The sequence below is a fragment of the Pseudomonas sp. GD03842 genome (genome assembly GCF_029841165.1).
Lineage (GTDB): Bacteria > Pseudomonadota > Gammaproteobacteria > Pseudomonadales > Pseudomonadaceae > Aquipseudomonas.
The window spans coordinates 86,429-112,881 of record NZ_JAOCEA010000012.1 but is presented as its reverse complement, the minus strand read 5'-3'; the positions used below and the strand labels follow the sequence as shown (position 1 = coordinate 112,881).

Genomic DNA, 26,453 nt, shown 5'->3' with positions numbered 1-26,453 from the left:
CGGACTTAAAATCCTTTTACGAGTTGACGGGAAAAGAGTCGGGTGGCCTTCAGGCCTTCAGGCGTGGCATGCAGCGCAGGCGACAACAGCGAAATGAGGTGCTCGCCCGGGACGGGTCCATTGCTGTCCGTGGGCACAGTCGTGGCTGCGGTGCGCCTGCGAAAATGCGCCCGGAAAGGGTCGTGCGTTTCTTCCGATTGCCAGTCACCCGCGATCCAGTCCCCGAGCAGCTGCATTTCGTAGCCGCTGAACACGCCGAACATGACCGCCTTGGGGCCGGCGATGAGCTGCCAGAACCGGCTTTCTTCAGGAGGGTGATTGCGCTTGATCCAACCCCGATTTTCTAGCGCGGTCAGGAAGTCCTTGCTGCGGCCCGGTTCGCTGAGCCACTCGTTGACGGTCAGACCTTCGAGGCGGCAGTAGTCGGAGTGCATGTATTGGCCGAACGTACGTTTGCGCTCGAGCATGGCGACAACGGCTTTTTCCAGATCGAAATCCGCAATCACCGCCTGAGTGCCTTTGCCCAATTCGTTCAGCTGGTAGCCAGCCTTGACGCGTTCGATGAACTCAGCGCGGGAGGCGTCCTTCGGCATGAGGTTCAGCACGGTCTCGACCGCCTTGTGCGCATGCCCGCTACTGGCGTTGTCTACGGTCACATGGAGCGTGAAGTAATAGGGATCGATGCGCAGTTCGTTGAGTTCGAACGCGGTGATAAGCAGATGCAGCGGGAGCTGTTCGTAACCCAGGTTGTAGCCGAGCAGCTCGGGAAGAAATTCGTCGCCCATGCAGCCGAGCGTCAACTGAATCGCACCTTGCACGTACAGCGCGTCTTCAAGCTGTTCGGTGGGCGCGCAGTCGTGATCCGCCAGCAACTGTTGGTAGAGCACCACGTGGTTGAGCGTGGGATCACCGTCGCCCAATTCCTCCAGATACGTGCGAATAAGATGGTGGTAGCGCCAGTCACCCACGTGGTTCAGCGCTCCGTATAGCCAGGCGCCGTCAACCAGCTTGGTCGGAGAGACCTGCTGCAAAAAGTTCAGCGCATGGGCCTTGTTGCTGAAGAAACGCCTTCCGGCCCCGGCGCGGCGCTGTTCCAGATACGCCCGATAGGCTCCCGCAACCGTGCTCGCGTTGCGCTCGATCCAGTCGGCAAGATCGTTCAGATTTTCTGGAAGATCGACCTGCACCGTGCTGGCCTGCTTCAGACGTTCAATGAGAAAGCTGCGAAGTTGATCGCGATCGACTTGATCGGGCGCATGCAATAAAGCTCGATACAACGAGGCGGCGTCGGTGACGAGGGACTGGTCGGGAGTCAGGCGGTCGGTAAGGTTTCGCAGAGAGGTCATGGGCAGCCTACATATTCTTGGTTATGCAGGTGAGAGGCGGGCCGAGCGGGATAAATTCAACCTAATTGCGCTGCGTCGGATAAGTGACCTCCGGCGGTTCACGATACCCGTGCGGGCACCGATGGTTGGCCCGCAAAACCCGTCGCCATGGCGACGGGTGGTATCGGCGGCCGGGCGGCCCGAGTTTCTAGCAGCCGCCAGCCCATACATCAATTGGCGGCGTCACCACCATGGGCTTTGGCCAAGGCTTTGGCCTGCTCCAGATGCGCTTTCAGTTTGGGCAAGGTTTCCTGGGCAAACGCCCTGAGCTCCGCGTCCTTGCCGTCGGTGGCTTCCTTCTCGAACAGTTCAATCGTGGCTTCGTGCGCCTTCACCTGATTGTTGGCGTAGGCCTGGTCGAAGGATTTGGCGCTGCGCAGTTCAAGGATCATGGATTTAGCCTTGTCCAGCAGTTCAGCGCTGTCGGAGACCTCCAATTTCTTGGCGTCTGCGATGGATTTGAGTTTGGCGTTGGCGGCGGTATGGTCTTTGACCATCATGTCGGCGAAGCTTTTTACGTCAGCGGCCGTTCCTTTTTCCTGGGCGAGCTTACCGGCTTCGACTTCGGCAACGCCTTTCGCCGAGGCATCTTCCACAAAGTCGTCGTTGTCCTGTGCTGCAAAAGCGCCTTGCGCGCTCAACCCCACAAGCAGACTCAGTGCACATACGTTAACGAACTTGGCCATATCCATTTCCTCATTATTTTCAATTGGGCATTAGCGCCCAACCTATACGAAATAGCGCCTTGAGAAACGTTCAATGATATTGGCCAGTTGGTCATTTAAAACGCGGAGCGCTACCACCTGTCGGGCGGCTTGCAGATCGGGAAGAACCGTCGCCGTTTGCACTCGGTCGAGTACATAGCAACGCGCATTACCCGCTGCTTTTATCAACCGGACGCCACGAGGCGAGGATTAGAAACATGGCCAGAAAAACGGTAGATGATCTTTTCATTCATGAACTTTCCGATGTCTACAGTGCGGAAAAACAAATTACCAAGGCGTTGCCAAGGCTGGCCCGTGCTGCGACCAATCCGAAACTCGCCGAGGCATTCTCGGCTCACCTGGAGGAAACCCAGGGGCAGATCGAGCGCATCGACCAATTGGTGGAGCAAGCAGGGTTGAAGCTCAAACGGATGAAATGCGTGGCCATGGAAGGGCTGGTGGAAGAGAGCAAGGAGCTGCTCGATGAAATCGAGAAGGGCGAAGTGCTGGACGCCGCGTTGATCGGGGCCTGCCAGAAGGTAGAGCACTACGAGATCGCTGCCTACGGCACGCTGATCGCGATGGCCAAGCACTTGGGAATGACCGATGCCGCTGACCTTCTGGCGCAAACGCTGACCGAGGAAAAGTCCGCGGACGAAAAGCTGAGTGCAATCGCTGAGCAAGGGGGCAACCAGGCCGCGACCTTGGCCAAGAAATAAGTTGCCGCCTGTTCGAACATCCCTTTTTTGCCGCCGTTCAGGATTTAAATGATCGTCTGTAACAAGGGTCGCTGACCAACGTAATGATGCTTATTCATTTGAATGATGGCTGGCTCAGTAGGCCTATTCAATTGGATTTGTCTGGAAAGTTTGGTCCAGTCGCTAACTTGCAGTGAAGTATTGGCGTAAACAGCAACTTACCAACGAAGCAAACCGTGAGTAATGGCAGGTTTTGGCTTGCTGTTGCCTAAAAATAGCCAGAAGTGGGAGTCACACTATGTTTCTGCACAATAAACGTCTGCAATATACCGTTCGAGTCGCTGAACCGAATCCGGGGTTGGCCAATTTGCTACTGGAGCAGTTTGGGGGTGCCCAAGGCGAACTTGCTGCCGCTACGCGTTATTTCACCCAGGCATTGAGCGAGGAAGATTCAGGGCGCAAGGACCTGCTTCTGGATGTCGCCACCGAAGAATTGAGCCACCTCGAGATCATCGGTTCGATCATCGTCATGCTCAACAAAGGGGCGAAGGGCAAGGTGGCCGAGGGCGTTCAGGAGGAGGGCGAGCTTTACAGGGACATCAATGGTGCAGGGAACGATTCGCACATCACCAGCCTGCTGTATGGCGGCGGTGCACCGCTGGTTAATTCTGCCGGGGTGCCCTGGACGGCAGCGTACATCGACACGATCGGCGAGCCCACGGCGGACTTTCGCTCGAACATCGCTGCCGAGGCGCGGGCCAAGATCGTCTATGAGCGCCTGATGAACGTGACCACGGACCCTGGGGTGAAAGACGCTTTGGGCTTCCTGATGACCCGAGAGATCGCGCATCAGATTTCCTTCGAAAAAGCCCTGCATTCGATCCAGCCTAACTTCCCGCAGGGCAAATTGCCGGGCATGCCGGAATTCAGCCGCACCTACTTCAGCATGTCCAGCGGCGAGCCGAACGTTCGTGGCCCGTGGAACAGCGACGAAGAGTTCGAGTACGTGGAGAACCCGACGCCTGCGGTGGATGGCGGCGACGGGACTGCGTCGGTGACCCTCAACGAGCAGGATTCGGTCACCCTGACCATGATGAAAGAGCGTACACAGTCCGATCTGACGGTCGACCCGGTGACCGGTGCAGACTTGGGTTCGGGCTTGGCGCAGGGCACACCCGAGTGACAGGCGACCTGGAGGCTTCCTTTCTGGAAGCCTCTTCATCGAACCCGAAACAGGAGACAGACATGAGCCGATCATCGAGTCATCAGACACCGCGCGGAGCGCTTGCGCCTGTGGAAACGCTGAGCCAGTACGTACAGCGTTTCGAAGCTGAAGCGGCGGTGTTGGGAAAAGGGATGAAAACAGCGTTATTCATTCAGCAGTTTCGCGCAGGCCTGCTGCACAAGATCAATCCACGAGCGTTGGATATCCACTAGATAGCGTCGCGCGGATGAGCGGTCTCCGGGCGTTGAGCTGACCCCGGCGCGCGCGTCTCGACCTTGATTCATCTCCTTTAGCCCGCCTCGTTCGCGGGCTTTTTTTCAGGCTGATTCAGAGCGAACCGCCTTCGACCTTACCTCAACCATGGATGCGCGGCATGATAGGACGCCTCGAATTCCCGAATCTGCGCCGCGCGTTGCAGCGTGCTTCCAATCGCATCCAGGCCTTGCATCAGTGACTGCTTGCGCAAGGCGTCAATGGTGAAGTCGATCTGCGAGCCGTCGCCTAGTCGTATCTGCTGACGGGGCAGGTCGACGCTGATGGCCGGGTTTTGTTCGCTGACGGTACGAGCGAGCTGGCGCCACTCGCGTTCTGGCAGCTCGATGGCCAGCACGCCATTGCGCTGGCAGTTGTCGAAGAAGATGCCGGCGAAGTGCGTGCCGATGAGCGCACGGATGCCCAATTGCTTCAAGCCCCATACGGCATGCTCCCGGCTGGAGCCGCAGCCGAAGTTCGGCCCGGTTACCAGGAAACGGGCGTCGTGCCATTGCGGCTGGTTGAGCACGAAATCGGGGTTTGGCGCACCCGATTTCAAGAACCGCATGTCAAAGAACACCCCGTTGTCCAGGCCGCTGCGATCAATGCCTTTCAAAAACTGCTTGGGCATGATCACGTCGGTGTCGATGTTCGCGGCGAGCAGCGGGGCAGCGGCGCCAGTGACGGTGTCAAACGGTTGCATATTCAGGCCTCCTCGGCGAGCAGACGGACGTCGGTCAAGCGACCGCGGATGGCGGCGGCCGCGACCATGGCAGGGCTCATCAGATGCGTGCGTGCGCCCGCGCCCTGGCGGCCTTCGAAATTCCGGTTGGTACTCGATGCGCAGCGATCGCCTGGAGCAAGCACGTCGTCGTTCATCGCCAGGCACATCGAACATCCCGACTGGCGCCATTCGAACCCTGCGTCAATGAAGATGCGTGCCAGTCCTTCTTCTTCCGCCTGAGTGCGGACGAGGGTCGACCCCGGAACGATCATCGCGCGCACCGTCGGCGCGACTTTACGGCCCCTCACGACGCGGGCGACATCCCGTAGGTCCTCGATGCGTGCATTGGTGCATGAACCGATGAACGCATGGCTGATCTCCACTTCGCTCAAGGGCTGCCCGGCTGTCAGGCCCATGTAGGTCAGCGCGCGCTGCATGCCCTGACGCAGTATCGGGTCTTCGACCGAGGCCGGATCGGGGACGGTACCGCCCACCGGCGCAGCCTGATCCGGGCTCGTGCCCCAGGTCACCATGGGCGTCAGGGCACTGACGTCGATCTGCACTTCGCGGTCGAACACCGCCTCCTCATCAGTGAACAATTCCCGCCATTTCGTTTCGGCGGCTTCCCAGACGGCCCCTTGGGGAGCCCGTGGGCGGGACTTGAGGTAGGCAAAGACCTTTTCATCAGGTGCCATGAACGCACCTCGCGCGCCGGCTTCCACCGCCATGTTGCACAGGGTCATCCGTGCCTCGACGCTCAGGGCATCGATGACCGGACCGGCGAACTCCATGGCGTACCCGGTCGCCCCGGATGCGCCAATCCTTTCAATCAGCGCCATGATGACGTCCTTCGACGTCACCCCATCACCCAACTTGCCTGTCACCGTCACGCGCAGCGTCTTAAGGCGCTTGTAGACCAGCGTCTGCGTGGCGAGCAGGTGTTCGATTTCGGACGTCCCGATGCCGAAGCCAAACGCGCCCAAGGCGCCATAGGTCGTGGTGTGGCTGTCGCCGGCCGCGACCACCATGCCGGGAAGAATGAAACCTTGTTCAGGGGCGACCACATGCTCGATGCCTTGGCGCTTGTCCAACACGTCGAACAGCTCGATCCCGAAGTCACGGCAATTCTCTTCGAAATAGGACACCTGCAGCGCGCCGCCGGCATCGGGCATCTCGGCAACGCGGTCAGGTGCGGTCGGGTTGACGTGGTCGACCACGGCAAGGGTCGAAGCGGGGCGCCACACGCTTCGACCGGCTTCCCGCAGGCCGCTGAACGCCTGGGGGCTGGTGTATTCGTTGGCCACTTGGCGATCGATATAGAGCAACACATGCCCCTGATCGTCCAGTGTGCAGACGGTGTGGCTATCGATGTGTTTCTGGTAAAGGGTCCGAGGGCAGGTCATCGCAGGTCACTGTGCTCATTGTGGGGTGCAGAATCACGGATTGAGGCCCACAGGATAGGTTGCAGCGAAACCCCATCAACGGCTGGCGAGTGATTGCACAAGCCACGTTTCGTGGTCGATGAAGAACGCCTCAGTGCACCTGCGATGCGCTATGAAAAAGGCAAGGCAATCCTCGGCAGCATGGGATACCCTCGAAATCAGTCCTCACCTCGAACCTCTTTCGCTGTCATGAAGAAAATCGTGCGCCTGGATGACCTTCAGGTTTTCGTCACCACCGTCAAGTTGGGCAGCTTTTCAGCGGCCGCCCGGTTTCTGGACACATCGCCGGCATTCGCCAGCGCAGCCATACAACGACTGGAAGGGAGTCTGGGCGTTCGACTGTTCGTCCGTTCGACGCGGCGACTGCGCGTTTCGGACGATGGCGAACGCTACCTTCCACACGCTGAAGCGGCGTTGAATGCACTGACGAACGGCGAAACGGTGTTGGATGAGGGACGGCACGACCTGGCAGGGCCGATCCGCTTATCCATGCCCTCGGACCTTGGCCGCAATGTCCTGTTGCCCTGGCTGAACGAGTTTCAGCAGCTTCATCCCGGGGTCCAGTTGCAGTTGCGGATCAGCGACCAGATGGCCGACTTTTTCACGGACCAGATCGACGTCAGCATTCGTTACGGCCAACTGGCCGATTCGAGTCTGATTTCCCTGCCCCTGGCGCCGCTGAACACCCGCACCGTATGTGCGTCGCCCGATTACATCGCCCGGCACGGCATGCCCGAAGTGCTGGAGGACCTGGCCAACCACAATTGCCTCCGCTTCGTGATGAGCGAACAGACATACGAACGTTGGACCTTCCACACGCCCGAAGGCATCAAGACCGTGGCGGTCACCGGCGACCGCATCAGCGATGACGCGGATATCGTCCGCCGCTGGGGCGTGGCAGGGGCCGGGATCGTCTACAAATCGAGGATCGATGTCACCGCCGATCTCAGGGCCGGAAACCTCGTGGAGCTTTTTCCGGCCGGAGTCGGCCAGCCGGCGCCGTTGCAGATGGTCTGTGCCCACCGTCACTTTCTGACGCCGGCCATTCACAAGCTGCGCAGCTACTTGGCGGCCAAGTGCGATGAGATGGTGTTGGCGGCCCCGAAACACCAGGCCGTTTGATACCGGGCGGCCCACCCAGTCTGAGCCGACAACAGCGCGAATCGACTCGGGGCATGAATGCGAACGCCAGGCAATGTGCCTGGCGTTCGGTATCACGCAGAGGGATCAGCCGACAGGGATGGGATTGTCGACCACTGACTGGTTGAAACCGTGGATAAGGGCGTGTTCCTTGGACCCCGGATTGTCCCTGAGTGGACGAATGGCCTCCACGACCACCTCGTGCGCATCGGTGGCCAGGCCTGCCATCGTTTCCTCGATGAAGGCATCGAGCGGCATGGCGCGCGGATCGTCGCCCTTGTGGATCAGGTCGGTATTGACCCACGGTGGCGCGATTTCCTGAACCGTCACCGAGGTGTCGCGCAGCATGAAGCGCTGGGACAGGCTGTAGGAATGCAATGCCGCCTTGGTGGCTGAGTAGACCGCATTGCCCGCGAGCGGGACATAGGCCAGTACTGACGTGTTATTGATGATCACCGAACGAGGCTGGGCCTTCAGATGGTCGATCAAGGCTGAGGTCATTCGAATCGGGCCGTACAGGTTGGTGGTGACCGTGCTAATCATGGTCGCTTCATCGATTTCACCGGCCGCGTCGTCGAAGGGCATGATCCCTGCGTTGTTGATCAGCACGTTGAGCGCCGGATAACGCGCGATCAGCGTCTTGGCGACATTCTGGATGCTCACCGGGTCATTGATGTCCAGTTCAATCGACTCGATGCCAGGGTTGGCTGCCACGACCTCCTCGAGGACTGCTTTGCGACGGCCGGCGATGATGACCTTGTTGCCCAGCTTGTGGAACGCCTCGGCCAAACCGCGGCCGATACCAGACCCGCCGCCTGTGATGAAGATTGTATTGTCGGTGACTTGCATGACCGGTTTCCTCTGAATTCAAGGTCGCATTGAGTTCTCGTGAAGACACGAGAGCGTGGCTTGAAAGGTCGCCGAGTCCCGCGAACCGGTCAATTTATACGATAGGTTAGGTCGGCCGTTTCAACGGCGCTTGCCATTGAGGCGTCAAGGGCCTCACGCAGGGCGGGGCGATCTTCCTCGTTGCGCAGAAAGTCTTGCCGCACTCGCTGTCTTTCTGCCTCGCCGGCCCGGTCACGCCTTGGACCATTCGACGTTTGAGATGCCGCACCGCTCCGCCTTGGGCTTGGTGAACCGTTCGACCGGATCACTGCGGTACTTGGGGATCTGGCCGAACCCAGCATCCACCGCCGCCCAGTGCCAAGCTTCGGCGTTGTCCATTTTTGACGTGCGGATGAAGAAGGTCTTGTAAGCGCCGTCGAGCAAATAATCGATTCGGTAATGATGTTCCTGCGCCATAAACCAGCTCCTTGTGTGGTGAACGTCCACATCAAAGATGCTGCTGAAATGAAAAGATTCCATTTTTAAAACAGTGGGTTGCGACAACTGGTCAATTGACCGTCACCTTCCCGGCGGGACCACTCAACCGAGTGTCCCGCAAGTGCAGGATTGCAGGCGGCTGGCCCAGGTTTCAGGCGATGCCGCTCGGTCCGTCCAGCACTTGCCTGACTTTGCGCGCCAGGTCTTCAGGCATGCACGGCTTGGAAATCACGTCGAACTCGGAGCCACCCATGTCTGTGCGCTCGATGGAGTTTTCGGCGTAGCCAGTGGTGAGCAGCACGCGGATTTTCGGATGCCGCCGGCGCACTTCGCGAGCGAGCATCACGCCATTCATGCCGCCCGGCATGATCAGGTCGGTAAACAGCAAGTCGTACCGTTCGCCGCTTTCGAACTTCTTCAACGCTTCCCGGCCATTGAGCACGATGTCCGCCACATAGCCATAATCCTCCAGGACCATTTTTGCCAGTTCCGCGACGTCCGGCCGATCCTCGACGATCAGGATCCGTTCGCTACCCGCACGGCTGGCTGGCACACGCGGCTTGTCGATCTGAGTGACACCCGCGTCGTCGACCGGGAAGTACAGCCGAAGCGTGGTGCCTACGCCTTCTTCGGTGTAAATGCGCACGGCGCCACCTGACTGCTTGGCGAAACCGTACACCATCGACAGGCCTAGGCCAGATCCCTTGCCTTCTTCCTTGGTGGTGAAAAACGGGTCCATGACGCGGTCTTTGATGCTGGCGGGCATGCCGATCCCGTTGTCGGTAATGGCGATGCTGACGTAACGGCCAGGCAGCAACCCGTCGTAGGACACGGTGGCGTAGTCATTCACCACCACATTTCGCGTCTCGATCGAAATGGTCGGGTTGGGCCGACCGATCAGGGCGTCTCGTGCGTTGATGAATACATTGAGCAGGGCAACTTCCGCCTGCGTGGGATCGATACGGCAGTTGTTGAGACTGGGTTCCAGGTCAGTGCGAATCGTGATGTCGGGGCCGAACGTGCGCTCGGCCAACGAATAGGATTCATGCACCAGCACATTAAGGTTGAGCACCCGGCCCTGCAGCTTTTGCTTGCGCGAGAAGGCCAGCAGTTGCTTGGTCAGGGTGCTGGCGCGATCCACGGCGGATTTGGCGTGGTGAACGCTTCGCTGCAGCCGGTCGCGATCGACCACCGGCTTGTCCAGGCCCGTGCCGATCAGGTTGATATAGCCGCCCATCACCTGCAACAGGTTGTTGAAATCATGGGCGATGCCTCCGGTCAGTTGCCCCAGCGCTTCCATTTTCTGAGCTTGCCTGAGTGCGTCCTCGGCATCGCGTCGACGGCTGACATCCAGCTGGGAGGCAAAGAAATAGATCAGTTCGCCGTCGTCATTCAGGATCGGCGAGATGAAGAGCGCGTTCCAGAAAGACGAGCCGTCTTTGCGATAATTCAGAATTTCGGTCGACACGTCGACGCGTTCTTCAATGCTCCGGCGGATCTCGGCGACCACCGACCGGTCCGTGTCCGGCCCCTGCAGGAAGCGACAGTTATGGCCGAGGATCTCGTCTTGTTCATACCCCGTCATCTCCAGAAACGCCCGGTTGGCAAAGATGATCGGGTTATCGTCCCTGTTCGGATCGGTCACGATCATGGGCATGCGGGTGGTTTCGACCGCTGCGAAAAAGATGTTTTTCCCCGAATGGCTGATGTCGCCGGTGGCGGCGTTATCGACTCGGGCTTTTTCTTTCGACATGCTCATGTTCACTCAAAACATTGATGGGATTAAGCCGCTGACCGGCAGCGAATCATTCGCACCGAGTGGGTGGCGTCATGCTGGGAGCTGTAGGGCAAGTCTCGCGCGACCTCGCCTTCGAATCCCGACCCATGAGCCTTTCAACCCGTGCAGTACTGGCACGAAAGCTATGACCGAGTCGGTTGTGCCGGGTTCACCCGAGGTATGAGCAGCCCGGTTACCGAGAAAAGACAGGCTCTGTTCGACGTCCTCGACGACGAGGGATAACACCCGCCCTTGTGGTGAGCGGGCATGGTCGATGGGGCAGCGCGGGTGCCGTTCCGACCGAGGCTCTGCGGCCGTCAGCCAGGGTTTGCTCTCGGCGCAGAGGGGGGGTGGGCGTCGCCCGCCCGTGCAGGCCGTGGCAGTCGACGCCACCCCGGCCCTGTTTCGTTAACGTGATGTTTTACCACTGAGTGTGGTCGTCGTGGGGCGTCCCTGGGGGGAATTGGGCGGAGGAATCAGACGACTCGTCTTCCATCTCAACCGCAGGCCCCAGCAAGTGGTAATAGCGCATATGAAAGTCGGCTTCGCTTGTTTTACCTTCCAGCTTCGCTCGCAAAGCCATGCTCAAATGCCAGTCGCGGGCGTGCCGTAAACTTTCCTGTTGACGTCGTGACCTCGTGTTCAACTTTTCGGTCTCCATTTCCGAAGGAATTGAGTAGATGGTCAGTTTTATCCAGCGCGAATGTGTCGGCAAGCGTCAGCCGAATGGATCACATTGATCGGAAGTTGCCAAATGGAGGGTAGTTCAATTGTCGTGCTGTGGTTTCATTTAACAGCACTTTCCGCACGCTCCGAATTAACTGTGAATTCCGTAGCTCACGCAGGCGCCGTTTATCTGGGGCAGTTCGATACCCTGTATCATCCCGCTGCGCAATGCCTGGTGCGGGTCGAGTATGCGGGGCGATGCCTTCAGGTAAGTTTCGGTTTCAAGCGATTCCTGCCCTCCGGACGTTCGCTCAGCCACAATCCGCGCATAGAGCATCAGGTCATAGTCCAGACTCATTGCATATTCTGACATTCGGGAATGGTCGATCGAACCGTTCAAATGCCAATGGAAAGGATGGAATAGAAACTTGCTGTGCAGACAGGCTGTGCGTCGCTTGCCGCCAAGGAACATGATATTGCCCATCGATTCCACGGTCCTCAGGTTGTGGGTGTGCACGGGGATAGGCAATGAAAGCAGAAAGTTGTAGAAAGTGAATCCATAGCTGCATTCTCCTCCCATGGTGGCAATGTTCAGCACCAGAGAAGATGCATTGCGTTCAATGGCCAGCGATGCTTTTTCAATCACTTGGCCGCATGTGGACGAATTGATAGGGCCGGTGAAGTTGATGATATGAACAGTCATGCGTGCCTCCTGTTCACGACGACAAGTCAGGACGGCAAGGTCAGGGCCTGAATGACGATGGCGTATTGATTGGGTCGGATGATATGACGGGTGGATCGGACATCGAACAGCACTCAAAAAATGCCGCAACGGACCTCCAGGTGCGTCTGGCGTCGTCGCGGCATCTCGTCAATTCAGCGTGCAAGAGAGTATGGCTCTCCTGCGCATGAATCAGGAGTTACTGCGCCCGCCGCCTTGGCTGTGCTGTCCGCCCTTGCGACCGGCTTCGGACGCTTTCTCGCGATCATTGGCGAAATTGCCCCCGCTGTTCTGATCCCCTTTGCTGCCCGCCTCCGAGGCGCGTTCAGGGTCGTTTTTGAAGTTGCCGCCAGGGGTCTGGCCGCCTTTACTGCTCGACTCACTGTCCGACATGCTGCTTTTTTTATCTTGTGTCATTTTCATTTACCTCAACAAAGAATGATTGAGTTGCACTTTTGACCGTGACCCAACGCGTAGGCTGATAAACCCATGCACCGTCATCAATTCGCTGTGAGCCGAAGTGCGATCACTCACACGGCCGTCTATCTGGCAGTCGCGCGCTATGATCGTCGTGTAATAACGGCCTTGTACCTGTTGTTGAGACGCATGCTTCTCTCGCACATGACTTTCTCGTTCAGGAATTGGGCATCCCTGGCGCACTGAGCAGTGATTTTTCCGTCGCATCATAATGACTGCTCAGTGAGCCGTTGATAACTTCCGTGGCCACTTTCAAACGCCGGTAGTTGATGTGATCGTCGCCCTTTCCAAAAAATCGTTGTTTGGTCAGTGCAGGAGAAGCGTCAGCTTTCATCAGGAGGATCGGCCACCGCCGTGGCTATGCTGTCCGCCTTTTCTCCCTGCTTCAGATGCCTTTTCACGATCGTTGGCGAAATTTCCTCCAGATGCCTGACCTCTCTTGCGGCCGGCTTCAGACGCTTTCTGACGATCGTTAGCGAAGTTGCCTGGATTCTTGTTACTAGTAGTCATCATAGACCCCTCATGCTGTTTAGGTTTCATTTGTCGTCCATCACGCACGATGGATACTGTTTCCGATAACAGCGGAAGCGAAATGACGTTTATAAACTTTGAAAAGGCCGATGAACGGCGATTTTCATTTAAAAGTTGTACAAATAGCCTATTCGATTGGCGGCTTTGTATAAGTTTTTCCAAGATTTTGAATGGTTGTATATCGCCATGTTGTGTAAGTATCCAGTGCCAAGTGAGTGCGCTAAATATTCCCCAGTCTGTTTATTGACAGGCCAGGTTCGTCAGGAGACATGTTGCGCTGAATTGGCGAACGAACGTCGCTCGTTGAAGGGCATGTTTGAAAGGACTGGTCGATAGGCCGAACGGTAATGTCCGCGTGCGCTGAATCAGAGACCTGAGTCGCGTGGCCACCTTCACTGTGATTGTGCGTCTCGGCGCAAGCCGCCTCCAGCAAGCGGCTCCCTTTTCTGCATCACGTCGACATCAATCGAGCGTTAGCCGCACTCCGCCCGAGCAGAGTGCGGTTGGCGTGACGCGGTTCAGTCCGCCGGCGCACCTCGCGAGACCATCGCCCGCCAAGTTTGAACGCTGGAGCGCTCCCGTACCTTGGCGTGCCATGCCCGTAACGCTTGGCATTCCTCAGGGATCGGCAGCTTCACCAGCGAAGCGAAAATCATCCCGCCCAGCAACGCGATATCCGCCATCGAGAAAGTAGGCCCGGCCACATAAGCCTGAGTCTGCAGCAAGCCGTCGAAATAGCGCATGCCCCTGACGGCTTTTTCCTTCATCTTCTCGCCCCATTCGGCATTCTGGTAAAGCTCGACTTTAGGGCCCAGTCCAGGTGTAGCGTGATGGAAATAGACGCTCACCGCATCCAACACTTCGATCTCGGCGCGTTTGGTCATCATGTGGATCAACCCTTTTTCCAGGGGGGTTGCGCCGGTGAGCGTGGGGTTGCCGTCCAAGGCATCCAAGTATTGGGTAATGGCGGTGCACTCCGCGATCAGCGTGCCGTCTCCCAAAGCCAGGACGGGCAGGGTGCCGGAGTAATTGATCGCAAGAAATTCCGGCGTCTTGTGCTCGCCCGTCCACAGGTTGATCGAGACGAACCGAGTGTTCGATAACAGCCCTTTTTCCGCCAGGGCGATGCGTACTCGTGCCGGGTAAGGGCCGTCGAACCAGTCGTAGATGGTGAGCAGAGAAGCGTTCGATGCTTCCAGAGAGGGTGATGAGGATGTCATGGGGTGGTACCTGCCTGTCAATTGGTAGGTAGCAGAGTGCGCATTTAAATTGCCCGCGTCAATACCCTACCTGTCAATTGGCAGGTAAATCATTTTCCCGTAGACTCGCGTCAATTCAACCAGTCATGCATGAGGGGGGCCTGTGAGCGAAAACGCCCGAGAAGCCATCTTGGCTGCCGCAAAATCAGCGGCGCAGTTACACGGCTACAGTGGGATCAATTTCCGTAGCATTGCCGATGAGGTCGGCATCAAGAACGCCAGCATCTACTACCACTTCCCCAGCAAGGCCGAATTGGGTGCTGCCGTGGCGCAGCGTTACTGGCAAGACACTCAGGCAGCGCTAGAGGCCATCGGGGCCGATGAAGCGGATCCTTACCAGTGTTTGCAGCGCTACCCTTCGGTCTTCCGCAAAACGCTGAAGGACGAGAACAGGCTGTGCCTGTCCAGCTTCATGGCGGCGGAACATGAAGACCTGCCTGAACAGGTTTCCAAGGAGGTCCAGGCGTTTGCAGAAGTGAACGTGAAGTGGCTTGCCGAGGTGCTGGCGCGAGCCGGTTTGGGCGACCCCCAGCAATGCGCGCGACGCGCCAGGGCCATCTACACGGCCGTGGCCGGAGCGCAATTGATTGCGCGCACACAAGCGAATGTCGAGGTGTTCGACGATCTGATCCTGAGCTACCAGGAAGCGGGCCTGATTCCCGTTGGCCCCTCCGCGTAGGCGCCCAGGCGCCCAGGCGCTCACGGCCCTCGCTGCGCTTCGGCCACTGCCGGGGCGCGAGCCGTAACCTGCAACTGACTGCTTGGGGGGGAAGGCGGCGCAGCCGAAGGGGCCGGCGCTGCCTGGGCGGGTCGGGCTTCGCCGCGCACGACCAGCCAAATGCCCACCGCGCTTATCGCCATGCCGGACGCCATTTGCCAGGACAACGCTTCATCGAACATCGCCCAGGCCCACAGCAAGGTGATAGAAGGGCTGAGGTACAGCACGCTGGCGACGCGAGTCGCCGTGCTCCGGCGCAGGCAGACCCAGTACAGTCCGTAGCCGCCGAAGGTCGCCAGGACGACTGTCCATAGCACGCTGAGCGCAAAACCCGCGGTGGGAATGGGGGCCAGGCTGCCCTGACTGCCCTGAATGGCGGCAAAGGCGAAACTGGAGACGAAACATTGCCACCAGAGATTAGGCAGCAAACCCATCGACAGCGATGTGCCCGCTTTTTTCTGCCATAAGGTCGCAATCGCCAACGACAGCATGCCGGCCACTGGCAATCCGTAGGCCCACAACGGCGCATCGCCCAACGCCAAGGCACCCTGGGTGACCCAGATCACGCCGGCCAATCCGATGATCAGGCCCAGCCAAACCTGACGCACCAGTCGCTCGCCGAGAAACACGGCAGCCAGCACCGCCATCCCCAGCGGTAACAGGTCCGCGCACAGTGCCGCCAGACCTGCGGGAACGCCGAGCTGGATCCCCTGCGTCACGCCGGTCAGGTACCCGGCCATCGCCAGCAGGCCGATCCCCGCATTGCACAGCAGCACCCGCGGTGGGGTGTTCAGCAGCGCTTTGTAGACGAAGGGCAGCAGCACCAGGCACACGACGATGCAACGCCAGAACACCACGAGTAAGGCCGGGGCGTAATCGATGGAAAATCGTGCGCCGATGAACCCGGAGCTCCAAGTCAGCAGAAGCCCAGCCTCTAATAGGGGCAGCGGCAGCCGCCGGTGTTTGGACGGAGGGGCGAGATCGTCGTGTCGTGCTTGTGGGAATGTGTTCATTTCCACAGGCTACAAAACAGGCGTAATCTAATAAATCAAAATATCATGCAGAAGTTATTTACGGATATTGAATCATGACAGCCATCCTCGACATCGATCTGCTGCGGACCTTTCATGCGGTCGTGCGCATCGGGAAATTCAGCGCGGCGGCCGAGCACCTGCATAAAAGCGCGGCGGCGGTCAGCGTTCACATCCAGCGCCTTGAGGCGGTCGCAGGAGGACGGCTGCTCAATCGTGACAATCAGTCGGTTTCTCTGACCGTACTCGGCAAACGTCTGCTGCTCTCGACGACTGAACTGTTGCGCACCCATGACCAGGCCGTGGCCGAGCTGCAGGGCACCCGCCTCGCGGGACGGATCACACTGGGCGTCCCGGACGAATACGCCGCCCATGTCATTCGGGACATCCTGCCAGCGTTCAACGCCGCTTGGCCGAACGTGGTCCTGGAGCTGCAGACTGGCCCGAGTTCCGCATTGCGAGACAGGGTCCGGCGGGGCAAATTGCAAGCGGCTGTCGTCGCGCAGCCCAAGGGAACGCTGGAGGCTGACAGCGTGCATCTGACATCGACCACACCCGTCTGGGTGGGGCCGACGCATTCCGCCCTGACGCTTACCGACCCGTTACCCCTGGCAGTTCACGCTGTGGATTGTCCTTATCGCGAAGCGATGACCGACGCGCTGAAAATGTCGGGTCGATCATCGCGGATCGTTCTCGAAAGCCATTCGAATCAGGCGGTGAAAGCCTGCGTCGAAGCGGGTTTGGCGATCAGCCTGATCGACCGGGCCAAGGTGACTTCGCACATGCAGATTCTCGAGGGCCTGCCACCCATTCCCGATTACGACATCGTTTTCGTGCGCCATCCTGGCTGCCGAGAGGACGAAGCGGTGGGGTTACTTTCGCGCGCCATGCAGCAGTCATTTCGGTTGTAACGGATGGAACCTTTCTACGAATCCGCCTGCGTGCTCAATCCCCAGTGCGACCGGTTTGGCGACGCCATCCTCGATCCACTACCATTGATGCTCATGTGCGATCAAAAGAGCCGAGCAGCGGGTGAGCATCCACTTTGATTTGAACGACCTCGTGGCGTTTCGCGGCGTCGTGGAACAAGGCAGTTTCCGACGGGCCGCCGATTCGATTGGGATCACCCAATCCGCGCTGAGCCGACGCGTCGAGAAGCTTGAGTCGGCCTTGGGCGTCAAGCTGTTCGAAAGAACCACGCGCAAGGTCTCGTTGACCAACGTCGGACGGGCTTTTCTGCCACAGGTCGAACGCCTGCTGGACGATCTCGATCTGGCACTGTTGAGTGTGGGGGAGGGCGCTGCGTTGCGCACCGGAACGCTGACCATCGCTTGCGTGCCTTCCGCCGCGTACTACTTCATGCCCCATGCGATTCGCAGCTTCAATGCGCAGTACCCGAAGATCAAGCTCAAGCTGATCGACGCCTCTGCAAATGAGGTGAGCGCGGCCGTGACATCGGGCGAGGCGGATCTGGGCGTGAGTTTCACCGGTAATCTCGCGCCCGAGGTGGAATTCGACCTGCTGATGGAAGAGCGTTACGTCATCGCCTGTCGCAATGATCATCCCTTGGCGGGGCGAACGTCGGTCACTTGGGCCGAGGCCTACCAGCACGACTACATCACGCTTGATCGTTCGTCGGGAAACCGGCTGGTGATGGACCGCGCGTTGCCCGGCCTGAGGGCCGCGAAGGAGAGTATCTGCGAAGCACGGCATGTGACCACGGTGCTGGGGCTGGTCGAGGCGGGGCTGGGCGTGGCGGCAGTGCCGTCGATTGCGATGCCCGTTCCCCCTCACCCCATACTCGCCAGTGTGGCGCTGACCGAGCCGGAAGTGGTGCGTCAGATGGGCTTGTTGAAACGCCGCGGGCGTACGCTGACACCCGCGGCGCTGGAGCTGGAACGCTTGATTCGGGAACTGCCCGAGCGTTTAGCGAGGCACTGAGTCCAGGCCGGTGGCGCGCACGGTGGCTTGCGCTTCAGGGGAGGCCAGGTAAGCCAGCAGCTTTTTCGCCTCGGCCGGATGCTCGGCGTTTTTCGGGATGCCCGCCGCGTAGCGAGTCACCGACTGAACGTCTTCCGGAATCTTGCCAACGAAAGTGATACCCGGAATCGGGAGCAATTCGGCGACCTGCTGGAAGCCGATTTCGTAATCACCCTTGGCCACGACAGAGGCGACCGGGATGCGTTCGATCATGCTGCTCTTGGGCGCCAGTTGTGCCTCGACCCCCAGCTTCTTGAACAACTGGTTCTGGATGTAGACGCCGCTCGCGCTGTCGGAATAAGCGACGGATTTGGCAGACAGCAGCACCTGTTTGAGTTCTGCATCCGTTGCGATCGAAGGCTTCTGAGCCCCGGCTTTGACGGCCATGCCGATCCGCGAATCCGCGAGTTCGACGCGGGAAGCCGGGTCGACCTTGCCTTGCTTGATCAACTCATCCAGCGCGTATCCAACCATGATCACTACGTCGGCGTGCTCGCCCCGAGCCAGGCGATTCGGGATGGCTTCCTGCGCCTTGCCCATGGACGGGCCCAGAACGGTCTTGAGGGTGTCGCCAGTGGTTTTCGCGTATTGCGGCGCCAGCCCCTGGTAAGCCGCGGTAAAGCCTCCCGAGGTCATGACGGTCAATTCTTCTGCCTGCGCTGCGGCACTGAATACGCCTGCCATCAGCAAGGCAGTGAGGGGTTTCATCAACGGTTTCATAACGACTTCCTTCATTTCAAACAGGGGTCATGCAGCGACGGGAGAACGGGTCGCCAGGCGGCGGTAGAGCACCAGCGTTGCTGCGAGCGCGCAGGCGGCGGCGAAGATCATCCAGTACGCAGGCGCGGCTTTATCGCCGGTGGTGTGGATGAGCCAAGTGGAGACGGCGGGGGTGAAGCCCCCGAACACCGCGGTCGCCAGGCTGTATGCGAGCGAGAAGCCCGCGACCCGGACTTCGGCAGGCATGATTTCCGTCAGGGCTGGAATCATCGCGCCGTTGTACAGGCCGTAGAGGAACGAAAACCACAACAGCACCTCCAGCATGTGCGAGAAGCTGGGGGCTTGCGCGAGAAACGAGAGGGCTGGATAGGCCGTCAGCAAGGTCAACAGCGACATGGCCATCAGCAAGGGTTTGCGGCCGAAGCGGTCGCTCAAGGCGCCGCCGATTGGCAGCCAGAAGAAATTGGAAACGCCCACCAGCAGGGTGACGATCAGCGCGTCACTGGTCGAGAGTTGCAAGACCGATTTGCCGAACGTCGGCGCGTAGACGGTGATCATGTAGAACGCAGTGGTGGTCATCGCCACCATCAGCATGCCCAGGATCACGATGGCGGCATTGCTGTAGAGCGTAGCGAACACGGCTTTCATCGTCGGTCGATGGGTGCGGGCTTCAAATGCTTCGGTTTCCTGCAGACTGCGGCGCAAAAGAAAGATGAACGGGATGATCAGGCACCCGACGGCGAACGGAATCCGCCAGCCCCACTCAGACAGGGCCGCGGGTGCCAGCCACAGGTTGAGCATGTAACCCAGGGCCGCCGCCGCGACGATGGCGACTTGTTGGCTCGCGGACTGCCAACTGGCGAAGAAGCCCTTGCGGCCTGGCGTCGCCATTTCGGCCAGGTAGACCGACACGCCGCCCATTTCCGCTCCCGCGGAGAAGCCCTGGAGCAACCGCCCCAGCAACACGAGCGCGGGTGCCCAGAGGCCGATGGTCGAGTACCCCGGCACCAACACGATGAGTAAAGTGCCACTGGCCATGATCGCCAGCGTGACGATCAAGCCTTTGCGACGGCCGACGTCATCGATGTACGCCCCGAGGATCACCGCGCCGAGCGGGCGCATCAGGAACCCGGCTCCGAACACCGCGAAGGTCATCATCAGCGAGGCAAATTCGTTGGTCGCCGGAAAGAAGGCGGCGGCGATCTGTGTGGCGTAGAAGCCGAAGAGGAAGAAGTCGAACTGTTCGAGGAAGTTGCCGGACGTGACCCGAAAGACCATTCCGGCCTTGGACGTCCCTTTAGCAGATAGGCTTGGGTGAGACATATTGTTCTCCAGCGTTTTTTAGAGTGTTTTGTAAGCGCTTGTAACCGGAGATTTTCAAGGAAAAAGAGCCCAGCGATAAACGTTGATTTTTCATCGATTGATGCGCATCTGCGATCAATTGTCGCAGGTGCTTGGAAAGGGCAGCCTCGTTCCAAGCCCACGTCGTGAATTAGGTGGCCGCTTGCCCAGAACATGCCACGCCCAGCAAGCACGATGACCGTTACTCCGACAAGCCTTTGATTCTGCACGCCAATCCCGGACAATCGCGCCCCTTTCCTTGTAGAGAACCGGTCAGGAGCGCTGACTGCCGAGCTTTTCGACGCGCTTTTGACCTTGTAGCTATCACCGGCAACGGAGAAATCGACCGGATGAACGATCAGGCCAACAGCGTCGAGCCACGCCTCGACACCGCGCCCGAGTGCGTAACGACGAGCACCCCCCAATGGCAGCGCCAGGACACCACCTGGATGCTTGGTCTGTTCGGGACCGCCATCGGCGCAGGCACGCTGTTTCTGCCCATCAATGCAGGCATCGGTGGCTTCTGGCCGTTGTTGATCCTGGCGGTGCTGGCATTCCCCATGACGTTTTATGCCCACCGTGGCCTGACCCGTTTCGTGCTGTCCGGTCGGGAAGGCGCGGACATCACCGAGGTGGTGGAACAGCATTTCGGCAAAAAGGCCGGCGCCCTGATCACCCTGCTGTACTTCTTCGCGGTGTTTCCGATTCTGCTCATCTACAGCGTGGCGCTGACCAACACCGTCGGCAGTTTTCTGGAGCATCAATTGCACATCCAGCCCCCGCCTCGCGCGCTGCTGGCCTTCTTGCTGATCATGGGGCTGCTGACTGTCGTGCGATGCGGCGAGCAGATGATCGTCAAGGCGATGAGCCTGATGGTCTATCCCTTCATCGCCGCCTTGTTGTTCCTGGCACTGTTCCTCGTTCCCCACTGGACCGGCGGTATCCTCGCCACGGCCACCCACATCCCTGCGCCCTCGGCCTTCGTGCACACGCTGTGGCTGGCGATCCCGGTCATGGTGTTCTCCTTCAACCATTCTCCGATCATTTCGGCGTTTGCGGTCGATCAGAAGCGTCAGTACGGCGCGCAGGCCGACACGCGCAGCGCGCAGATCCTGGCCCGCGCCCATCTGCTGATGGTGGTCATGGTGTTGTTCTTCGTCTTCAGTTGCGTGTTGACCCTGTCACCCGACCAACTGGCGCAAGCCAAGGCGCAGAATCTGTCGATCCTGTCCTACCTGGCCAATCACTTCAGTAACCCGACCATCGCCTTCGCCGCGCCACTGATTGCCTTCGTGGCGATCACCAAGTCGTTCCTGGGCCACTACATCGGCGCCAGCGAAGGCCTGAAAGGCCTGGTGATCAAGGCGGGTCGTCAGCCTTCGCCCCGTGCGCTGGATCGCCTCACGGCAGGCTTCATGCTCGTGGTCTGTTGGCTGGTAGCCACCCTCAACCCGAGCATTCTGGGGATGATCGAAACCCTGGGCGGCCCGGTCATCGCCGCGCTGCTCTTCCTGATGCCCATGTACGCCGTGCGTAAGGTGCCTGCCATGCGTCGGTACGCGGGCACGTTGTCCAACGTCTTCGTCGTCGGCGTCGGTCTCGTGTCGATTTCGGCACTGGTCTACTCGCTGATCGCTTGACCCGCTGCGCGGCAGTGCCCCTGCGTCACTGCCGCCTTGCTCACCGAGTCTCGGAGCACTGAAACGCACTTGCACATACGTTGTAGGAGCGCGCTTGCCCGCGATTGAGTGTCGTCAGCAACGATTAGTGGAATCACGACCAGCCACCGCGGGCAAGTGCGCTCCTACGATATCAGGCGGCAAGCCCAAAGCCGTATTCGGCGCTCGCAACCCGGGGACGCCATACTTGCGCGCCCTGAAGGATGGCAACATGCTGTCATCACTCCTTTTCACTGAGCGAGCGTGATCGTCCATGAGTGATGAATCCCTGCCGTCAGGCACTGACAGCGACGTGTACAAGACACTCCTTGAGTCAACCAAGGCCATCCCATGGCGTATCGATTGGCAGACACTCACCTTCAGCTATATCGGGCCGCAGATTGAAAGCCTGCTGGGGTGGGAGCAGGGGAGTTGGATGGGGATCAATGACTGGGTGGAGCGCATGCACCCGGATGACCGGGATTACGTGGTCAACTTTTGCGTCTCCCAGTCCAAGGCCGGGGTCGATCATGAAGCGGACTATCGGGCTCTGACCAAGGATGGCGAATACGTGTGGATCCGCGACGTGGTGCATGTCGTGCGCAAGGATGGTGAGGTTGAAGCTTTGATCGGTTTCATGTTCGACATCAGCGAACGCAAGAAAACCGAAGAGCACCTCAGTCGCCTGCAGAAGCAGCTTGAAGCGTTTTCCTACCAGGACGGCCTGACCGGCATTGCCAACCGGCGGATGTTCGACACCGTATTGGAACGCGAATGGACGCGCGCTCAGGAGACCGGCCAGCCGTTGACACTGATCATGATGGATATCGATTACTTCAAGCAGTACAACGACCACTACGGCCATATCAGGGGTGACGAAGCGCTGCGCACCGTTGCCAAGGCGCTGTCGGAGGCGGCCAACGACCCGGCCGATTTCATCGCCCGCATCGGTGGCGAAGAGTTCGTCTGGCTGTTGCCCGAAACCGCTCAAGACAAAGCGCATCGCGTAGCGGAAAAGTGCATGCAGTTGGTTCGTCAGCAGCAGATTGCCCATGAGAAATCCGAGGTGTCACCGCTGCTGACACTCAGCCTCGGCGTCGGCACCGTTGTGCCCTCTGCGGGCGAAAGCGCGCTTTCCTTCGTCGAGAAAGTCGATGGCCTGCTTTACCACGTCAAGCGCAACGGGCGTATGCGCGCCGAGTATGGCGAGTTCTAACGAGCGGAGTGCATTGAAACCCTGTTCACCCTGGTGGACGACGAGGAAGAAGAGGAGGAATAGGCACCTTGATATCGCCGGGAAAGGCCAGGGGTATCACGCGTGTGGTCCCCTGGTCACCGACGGTGACTGCCCGCTGTCAGGCGATGGTATCCACCACACCGCCGTCCACGCGCAAGGCTGCGCCGGTTGTCGCAGAGGCCTGTGTCGACGACACGTAAACCACCATGTTCGCCACCTCCTCGATCGTCGCAGCACGCTGGATGATCGAGGTCGGGCGATGTTCCTTCACAAAGGCAGCTGCGCTTTCTTCCAGCGTTTTTCCGGATTTCTCCACTTCATCCTTGAGCATGTCGGCCACCCCTTCGGACAGCGTCGGCCCCGGTAGAACGGCATTCACCGTCACCCCCGTGCCTGCCAGACGTTTGGCCAGGCCCCGGGAGATCGACAGGTTGGAGGTCTTGGTGAAGCCGTAGTGGATCATGTCCGAGGGAATGTTCAGTCCCGATTCCGAAGAAATGAACACGATGCGTCCCCACCCCCGGTTGGCCATATCCTCGGCGTAGGCGCGAGACAAGCGAATACCGGACATCACATTGACGTCGAAGAACCGCTGCCAGACCTCGTCCGGGGTGTCGAAAAAGTCCTGCTGGCCGTAGATGCCCACGTTATTGATCAGGATGTCGACCTGAGGGACTGCCTTGACCAATGCTTCGCAGCCTTCGGTGGTGCCGACATCCGTGGCGACCCCTCGCAATCGTGCCTCAGGCACTTCTTTCTTGATGCGCGCGATCGTCGCGTCGATGGCCTCTTGTTTACGACCATTGACGATCACGTCGGCGCCCGTTTCGGCCAGGCCCTTGGCAATGGCGTAGCCGATACCCAGCGTAGAGCCTGTGACAACCGCCGTTTTGCCGGTCAGATCGATTTTCATGTTGAAACCTCTGTCGGGATCTAGAGAAAGATGGGAGTGCGCCAGTGAACGGGGGTTCAGGCGACTTCATCCGCCATGACGTTTGACATCTCGAGGCGTGCCCTCGATGATCCTGCTCGTTTCTGATCGATTCCGCTTGATATCGAGGGCCGTTATGTCTGCCAACCCCGAAGCGTTCCCGAGCGAACGTCAACGTCTGATCACTGAGCGTCTGGCGATGCATGGCCGAGTGATTGCGGCTGATCTGGCCGCCGAATTCAAGGTGTCGGAGCATTCCATTCGTCGTGATCTGGGTGCGCTGGCGGCGTCTGGGGTCTGCAAGCGGGTGTACGGCGGAGCGATTTCATTGGCGTCCGACGGTCCGATCAGCGCGAGGATCGAGCATGAACCTCAGCGTAAACGTACCCTGGGCGTGGCGGGCGCGGGGCTTATCAGTGCGGGACAACACGTCTTCATCGACGGCGGTTCGACCAACCTGGCTATCGCCCGGGCCATTGACCCGCAGATGACGCTGACCGTCACCACCAATGCGCCGGTCATCGCGGTGGAGTTGATGAAACTCCCCTGTGTCGAGGTCATCCTGCTAGGTGGGCGGCTCAGCCCGGTGGCCGGGAGCACCTATGGGCACACGACGATTCAGCAACTGACGCACTTCAACTTCGATCTGTGCTTTCTTGGCGCTTGCGCGCTGGATGCCATGAAAGGGGTGACTGCGTTCGACCTGGATGTGGCCGAGTTCAAGCGTGCGGTCGTGGCGCGCAGCGGGCAAGTGGTGGTCGCGGTGATCAACGAAAAACTGGCCAGCATCGCCCATTATCAGGTGGCATCCTGCGAGGACGTCGGTGCCCTGGTGGTGGAGCATGATGCGCCGGAGGACCGCCTGGAGCTGTTTCGAGGCAAGGTCGCGCAGCTCGTCAAGGCTCAGGCGGGCCACTGAGCCCTCACGCCTCCTGCCACAGCACTGTGCGGTTGCGGCCTTCGTGTTTGGCCCTGTAGAGCGCGGCGTCCGCCCGCTCGATAAACGTCTCCATGGTCGGACACGCCTGGGCAGCACAGCCGTAAACGCCCAGGCTGATACTGACGACACCGCCGGGGTTGCCTTGGTGTTCGAGCCCTCGGGTCAGCACCGCCACGCGAATTTTCTCAGCCAGGGCGTACGCGCCTTGCGCCTCGCTGTAAGGCAGGAACACGGCCATCTCTTCTCCGCCGTACCGGACCGCCAGGTCGCCGGTACGGTTGAGGTTGCTGCGAATGCATTCGGCCACCGCCACGATGCACTTGTCCCCCGCGACATGCCCGTAGTTGTCGTTATAGCTCTTGAAGAAGTCGATATCGATCATGATCAGGCTCAAAGGGTGCAGGTTAGGCCCCCCGTTGGCGAACTCCAGTCCGAGAATCTCTTGAAAGTGACGTCGGTTCGCCAACCCGGTCAGGCCGTCCTGCAGCGCCAGCTTTTCCAACGAATGGCTGGCAATGCGCAGCTGCGATTCGGCGTTCAACCCAAAGCGGATCTGTTGAAACAGCAGCACGCCGAACAGCAGGTTGGCGACCACCACGCAGACAATGATCGCCAGTGAGCGCCACGCGTACTGCCGCCACTCGTCCAGCACTTCCTCCTCCGACAGCCCGGCCATCACAACCAGCGGGTAGCGGTCCAGGCGCTTGTAGCCATAAATGCGTAGCTGGTGGTCTAGGATCGAGCGTACGGTGGCGGTGCCCTCGTAATGCTCCTTCAGATACGTGCGAAACAGTTCGCCATCGGCGATTGACGCGCCCCTGACGTTTTCCAGCGCAGGTCGACGGGTCAGCACCGTGCCGTCGGCCAGCGCCAGCGTGATGACGCCCCGATGCCCGATATCGAAGCGGTCGAAGAAGCGGTCGAAGTAGGACAGGTCGATGGTCGCCAGCACCACCCCGGCGAAATGACCGGCCGAGTCGTTCACGCGCCGTGAAAGCGGGATGATCCAGTCGCCGGTACTGCGGCTGCGGATGGCCTGACCGATATGAGGCAAGGTGCTGTCGATCGCCTTGTGAAACTGGAAATATTCGCGGTCGGCGTTGTTGGCATCGGAGGGGATGTGGTTCATGGACGTGCCGGCCCAGTTGCCGTCCTTGTCGTAAATGAACAGCCCTTGAATCTGTTCGACACTGGCCGCGGTGGCGCGCAGGTAGTCGTGCATGCGCGAACTGCTGGCCGCCCCGAGGCCGTCATAGGACAGTCGCTCGACGATACCGACGACAGGAATGTCGGCCTGATCGAAGGTGTCGTCTGCCTGCTGTGCCATCGAGCGTGACAGGTTGGCAGCGTTGATTTCGGCGATGTCCAGCTCGTGGGCGCGCGACTGGCGCAGCTGCCACAGGGTGATGCTGGTAATGGAGAAACACACCAAAACGGTGAAAAAACCTGTCAGCCACAGCACAGGCATGCGCTTCAGGCGCCTATTTCTGGCGTCGAAGTCCGTCGCTTCTACTTGTCTCAAACCCAACCCTCGCTGACGTCTACGATTTCAGACCCGCCGTGGGACGGA

The 26,453-nt window shown here is 59.5% G+C and carries 25 protein-coding genes and 2 pseudogenes; 10 read left to right on the top strand and 17 right to left on the bottom strand.

Annotation, left to right across the window (positions count from 1 at the left end):
* Positions 1-5 precede the first annotated feature (5 nt).
* Positions 6-1,346 carry an iron-containing redox enzyme family protein gene (locus N5D61_RS17870; protein WP_279893712.1) on the bottom strand — a complete coding sequence of 447 codons (1,341 nt, stop codon included), beginning with the start codon at positions 1,344-1,346 and terminating at the stop codon, positions 6-8.
* A gap of 209 nt (positions 1,347-1,555) precedes the next feature.
* Positions 1,556-2,071: a DUF4142 domain-containing protein gene (locus tag N5D61_RS17865; protein ID WP_279893711.1), complete on the bottom strand. Its 516-nt coding sequence runs from the start codon at positions 2,069-2,071 to the stop codon at positions 1,556-1,558.
* A gap of 236 nt (positions 2,072-2,307) precedes the next feature.
* Here N5D61_RS17865 and N5D61_RS17860 point away from each other — a divergent pair, with 236 nt between their 5' ends.
* From N5D61_RS17860 to N5D61_RS17850, 3 genes are all read left to right on the top strand, one after another.
* Positions 2,308-2,808: a ferritin-like domain-containing protein gene (locus N5D61_RS17860; RefSeq protein WP_108237214.1), complete on the top strand. Its 501-nt coding sequence runs from the start codon at positions 2,308-2,310 to the stop codon at positions 2,806-2,808.
* 277 nt (positions 2,809-3,085) lie between these two features.
* On the top strand, positions 3,086-3,970 hold the full coding sequence (locus tag N5D61_RS17855; protein ID WP_279893710.1) for a manganese catalase family protein: 885 nt from the start codon (positions 3,086-3,088) through the stop codon (positions 3,968-3,970).
* 62 nt (positions 3,971-4,032) lie between these two features.
* Entirely contained in the window at positions 4,033-4,224 is a 192-nt protein-coding gene (locus N5D61_RS17850; RefSeq protein WP_108237212.1) for a hypothetical protein, read from the top strand.
* A 137-nt stretch (positions 4,225-4,361) separates the two neighbouring features.
* On the opposite strand, the gene leuD is transcribed toward N5D61_RS17850, so the two are convergent.
* Both leuD and leuC read right to left on the bottom strand, forming a co-directional pair.
* Positions 4,362-4,967 (bottom strand): 3-isopropylmalate dehydratase small subunit, encoded by a 606-nt coding sequence (gene leuD, locus N5D61_RS17845; protein ID WP_279893709.1) that lies wholly within the window; start codon positions 4,965-4,967, stop codon positions 4,362-4,364.
* Positions 4,968-4,969: 2 nt separating this feature from the next.
* Entirely contained in the window at positions 4,970-6,391 is a 1,422-nt protein-coding gene (leuC, locus tag N5D61_RS17840; protein ID WP_108237210.1) for a 3-isopropylmalate dehydratase large subunit, read from the bottom strand.
* 237 nt (positions 6,392-6,628) lie between these two features.
* Between leuC and N5D61_RS17835 the strand changes: the two genes are divergently transcribed.
* Entirely contained in the window at positions 6,629-7,552 is a 924-nt protein-coding gene (locus tag N5D61_RS17835; RefSeq protein WP_279893769.1) for a LysR family transcriptional regulator, read from the top strand.
* Positions 7,553-7,657: 105 nt separating this feature from the next.
* Here N5D61_RS17835 and N5D61_RS17830 read toward each other — a convergent pair whose 3' ends face one another.
* The 8 genes and pseudogenes from N5D61_RS17830 to N5D61_RS17795 all read right to left on the bottom strand — a co-directional run bounded on the left by N5D61_RS17830 (position 7,658) and on the right by N5D61_RS17795 (position 14,288).
* On the bottom strand, positions 7,658-8,419 hold the full coding sequence (locus tag N5D61_RS17830) for an SDR family NAD(P)-dependent oxidoreductase (RefSeq protein WP_108237209.1): 762 nt from the start codon (positions 8,417-8,419) through the stop codon (positions 7,658-7,660).
* 231 nt (positions 8,420-8,650) lie between these two features.
* Complete coding sequence (locus N5D61_RS17825) at positions 8,651-8,875, bottom strand: DUF6555 family protein (RefSeq protein WP_108237208.1); 225 nt, start codon at positions 8,873-8,875, stop codon at positions 8,651-8,653.
* Between the two features lie 172 nt (positions 8,876-9,047).
* A complete protein-coding gene (locus tag N5D61_RS17820) occupies positions 9,048-10,649 on the bottom strand; it encodes a hybrid sensor histidine kinase/response regulator (protein ID WP_108237318.1) in 1,602 nt (533 codons plus the stop codon).
* Between the two features lie 841 nt (positions 10,650-11,490).
* Complete coding sequence (locus N5D61_RS17815) at positions 11,491-12,042, bottom strand: ATP-dependent Clp protease proteolytic subunit (RefSeq protein ID WP_279893708.1); 552 nt, start codon at positions 12,040-12,042, stop codon at positions 11,491-11,493.
* A 210-nt stretch (positions 12,043-12,252) separates the two neighbouring features.
* Positions 12,253-12,444: pseudogene (locus N5D61_RS17810) on the bottom strand (general stress protein); the annotation flags it as partial.
* 250 nt (positions 12,445-12,694) lie between these two features.
* Entirely contained in the window at positions 12,695-12,871 is a 177-nt protein-coding gene (locus N5D61_RS17805; protein ID WP_279893707.1) for a hypothetical protein, read from the bottom strand.
* Positions 12,871-13,023: pseudogene (locus N5D61_RS17800) on the bottom strand (general stress protein); the annotation flags it as partial. The pseudogene N5D61_RS17800 and the gene N5D61_RS17805, both read right to left, overlap by 1 nt.
* Positions 13,024-13,586: 563 nt before the next feature.
* A complete protein-coding gene (locus N5D61_RS17795) occupies positions 13,587-14,288 on the bottom strand; it encodes a glutathione S-transferase (RefSeq protein WP_279893706.1) in 702 nt (233 codons plus the stop codon).
* Between the two features lie 142 nt (positions 14,289-14,430).
* Between N5D61_RS17795 and N5D61_RS17790 the strand changes: the two genes are divergently transcribed.
* Positions 14,431-15,006 (top strand): TetR/AcrR family transcriptional regulator, encoded by a 576-nt coding sequence (locus tag N5D61_RS17790; RefSeq protein WP_108237205.1) that lies wholly within the window; start codon positions 14,431-14,433, stop codon positions 15,004-15,006.
* A gap of 20 nt (positions 15,007-15,026) precedes the next feature.
* On the opposite strand, the gene N5D61_RS17785 is transcribed toward N5D61_RS17790, so the two are convergent.
* Positions 15,027-16,058 carry a DMT family transporter gene (locus tag N5D61_RS17785; protein ID WP_279893705.1) on the bottom strand — a complete coding sequence of 344 codons (1,032 nt, stop codon included), beginning with the start codon at positions 16,056-16,058 and terminating at the stop codon, positions 15,027-15,029.
* Positions 16,059-16,132: 74 nt separating this feature from the next.
* Here N5D61_RS17785 and N5D61_RS17780 point away from each other — a divergent pair, with 74 nt between their 5' ends.
* Positions 16,133-16,987, top strand: coding sequence for a LysR family transcriptional regulator (locus tag N5D61_RS17780; RefSeq protein ID WP_279893704.1), 855 nt, complete (start codon positions 16,133-16,135; stop codon positions 16,985-16,987).
* A 121-nt stretch (positions 16,988-17,108) separates the two neighbouring features.
* On the top strand, positions 17,109-18,017 hold the full coding sequence (locus tag N5D61_RS17775) for a LysR family transcriptional regulator (RefSeq protein ID WP_279893703.1): 909 nt from the start codon (positions 17,109-17,111) through the stop codon (positions 18,015-18,017).
* Here N5D61_RS17775 and N5D61_RS17770 read toward each other — a convergent pair.
* Entirely contained in the window at positions 18,003-18,776 is a 774-nt protein-coding gene (locus N5D61_RS17770; RefSeq protein WP_108237201.1) for a substrate-binding domain-containing protein, read from the bottom strand. The genes N5D61_RS17775 and N5D61_RS17770 overlap by 15 nt on opposite strands.
* 27 nt (positions 18,777-18,803) lie before the next feature.
* Positions 18,804-20,099: an MFS transporter gene (locus N5D61_RS17765; RefSeq protein WP_108237200.1), complete on the bottom strand. Its 1,296-nt coding sequence runs from the start codon at positions 20,097-20,099 to the stop codon at positions 18,804-18,806.
* A gap of 368 nt (positions 20,100-20,467) precedes the next feature.
* Here N5D61_RS17765 and N5D61_RS17760 point away from each other — a divergent pair, with 368 nt between their 5' ends.
* On the top strand, positions 20,468-21,757 hold the full coding sequence (locus tag N5D61_RS17760; protein WP_279893702.1) for a serine/threonine transporter: 1,290 nt from the start codon (positions 20,468-20,470) through the stop codon (positions 21,755-21,757).
* A 292-nt stretch (positions 21,758-22,049) separates the two neighbouring features.
* Complete coding sequence (locus N5D61_RS17755; protein ID WP_279893701.1) at positions 22,050-22,991, top strand: sensor domain-containing diguanylate cyclase; 942 nt, start codon at positions 22,050-22,052, stop codon at positions 22,989-22,991.
* Positions 22,992-23,130: 139 nt separating this feature from the next.
* Here the strand turns inward: N5D61_RS17755 and N5D61_RS17750 are convergent, their stop codons facing one another.
* Entirely contained in the window at positions 23,131-23,925 is a 795-nt protein-coding gene (locus N5D61_RS17750; protein WP_279893700.1) for an SDR family NAD(P)-dependent oxidoreductase, read from the bottom strand.
* A gap of 154 nt (positions 23,926-24,079) precedes the next feature.
* On the opposite strand from N5D61_RS17750, the gene N5D61_RS17745 reads away from it, so the two are divergent.
* Positions 24,080-24,862: a DeoR/GlpR family DNA-binding transcription regulator gene (locus N5D61_RS17745; RefSeq protein ID WP_279893699.1), complete on the top strand. Its 783-nt coding sequence runs from the start codon at positions 24,080-24,082 to the stop codon at positions 24,860-24,862.
* 4 nt (positions 24,863-24,866) lie between these two features.
* Here N5D61_RS17745 and N5D61_RS17740 read toward each other — a convergent pair whose 3' ends face one another.
* The gene (locus tag N5D61_RS17740; protein ID WP_279893698.1) at positions 24,867-26,351 is read right to left on the bottom strand and encodes a diguanylate cyclase; all 1,485 of its coding nucleotides are present in this window, start codon (positions 26,349-26,351) and stop codon (positions 24,867-24,869) included.
* Between the last annotated feature and the right edge of the window lie 102 nt (positions 26,352-26,453).

Bases quoted from the DNA above. Each gene is read 5' to 3' on its own strand.
- N5D61_RS17860 (WP_108237214.1), top strand. From the start codon at position 2,308: ATGGCCAGAAAAACGGTAGATGATCTTTTCATTCATGAACTTTCCGAT.
- N5D61_RS17795 (WP_279893706.1), bottom strand. From the start codon at position 14,288: ATGACATCCTCATCACCCTCTCTGGAAGCATCGAACGCTTCTCTGCTC.
- leuD (WP_279893709.1), bottom strand. From the start codon at position 4,967: ATGCAACCGTTTGACACCGTCACTGGCGCCGCTGCCCCGCTGCTCGCC.
- N5D61_RS17830 (WP_108237209.1), bottom strand. From the start codon at position 8,419: ATGCAAGTCACCGACAATACAATCTTCATCACAGGCGGCGGGTCTGGT.
- N5D61_RS17740 (WP_279893698.1), bottom strand. From the start codon at position 26,351: ATGCCTGTGCTGTGGCTGACAGGTTTTTTCACCGTTTTGGTGTGTTTC.
- N5D61_RS17850 (WP_108237212.1), top strand. From the start codon at position 4,033: ATGAGCCGATCATCGAGTCATCAGACACCGCGCGGAGCGCTTGCGCCT.
- N5D61_RS17825 (WP_108237208.1), bottom strand. From the start codon at position 8,875: ATGGCGCAGGAACATCATTACCGAATCGATTATTTGCTCGACGGCGCT.
- N5D61_RS17785 (WP_279893705.1), bottom strand. From the start codon at position 16,058: ATGAACACATTCCCACAAGCACGACACGACGATCTCGCCCCTCCGTCC.
- N5D61_RS17815 (WP_279893708.1), bottom strand. From the start codon at position 12,042: ATGACTGTTCATATCATCAACTTCACCGGCCCTATCAATTCGTCCACA.
- N5D61_RS17855 (WP_279893710.1), top strand. From the start codon at position 3,086: ATGTTTCTGCACAATAAACGTCTGCAATATACCGTTCGAGTCGCTGAA.
- N5D61_RS17870 (WP_279893712.1), bottom strand. From the start codon at position 1,346: ATGACCTCTCTGCGAAACCTTACCGACCGCCTGACTCCCGACCAGTCC.
- N5D61_RS17765 (WP_108237200.1), bottom strand. From the start codon at position 20,099: ATGTCTCACCCAAGCCTATCTGCTAAAGGGACGTCCAAGGCCGGAATG.
- N5D61_RS17820 (WP_108237318.1), bottom strand. From the start codon at position 10,649: ATGTCGAAAGAAAAAGCCCGAGTCGATAACGCCGCCACCGGCGACATC.
- N5D61_RS17750 (WP_279893700.1), bottom strand. From the start codon at position 23,925: ATGAAAATCGATCTGACCGGCAAAACGGCGGTTGTCACAGGCTCTACG.
- N5D61_RS17755 (WP_279893701.1), top strand. From the start codon at position 22,050: ATGAGTGATGAATCCCTGCCGTCAGGCACTGACAGCGACGTGTACAAG.
- N5D61_RS17760 (WP_279893702.1), top strand. From the start codon at position 20,468: ATGAACGATCAGGCCAACAGCGTCGAGCCACGCCTCGACACCGCGCCC.
- N5D61_RS17865 (WP_279893711.1), bottom strand. From the start codon at position 2,071: ATGGCCAAGTTCGTTAACGTATGTGCACTGAGTCTGCTTGTGGGGTTG.
- N5D61_RS17745 (WP_279893699.1), top strand. From the start codon at position 24,080: ATGTCTGCCAACCCCGAAGCGTTCCCGAGCGAACGTCAACGTCTGATC.
- N5D61_RS17770 (WP_108237201.1), bottom strand. From the start codon at position 18,776: ATGAAACCGTTGATGAAACCCCTCACTGCCTTGCTGATGGCAGGCGTA.
- leuC (WP_108237210.1), bottom strand. From the start codon at position 6,391: ATGACCTGCCCTCGGACCCTTTACCAGAAACACATCGATAGCCACACC.
- N5D61_RS17805 (WP_279893707.1), bottom strand. From the start codon at position 12,871: ATGAAAGCTGACGCTTCTCCTGCACTGACCAAACAACGATTTTTTGGA.
- N5D61_RS17780 (WP_279893704.1), top strand. From the start codon at position 16,133: ATGACAGCCATCCTCGACATCGATCTGCTGCGGACCTTTCATGCGGTC.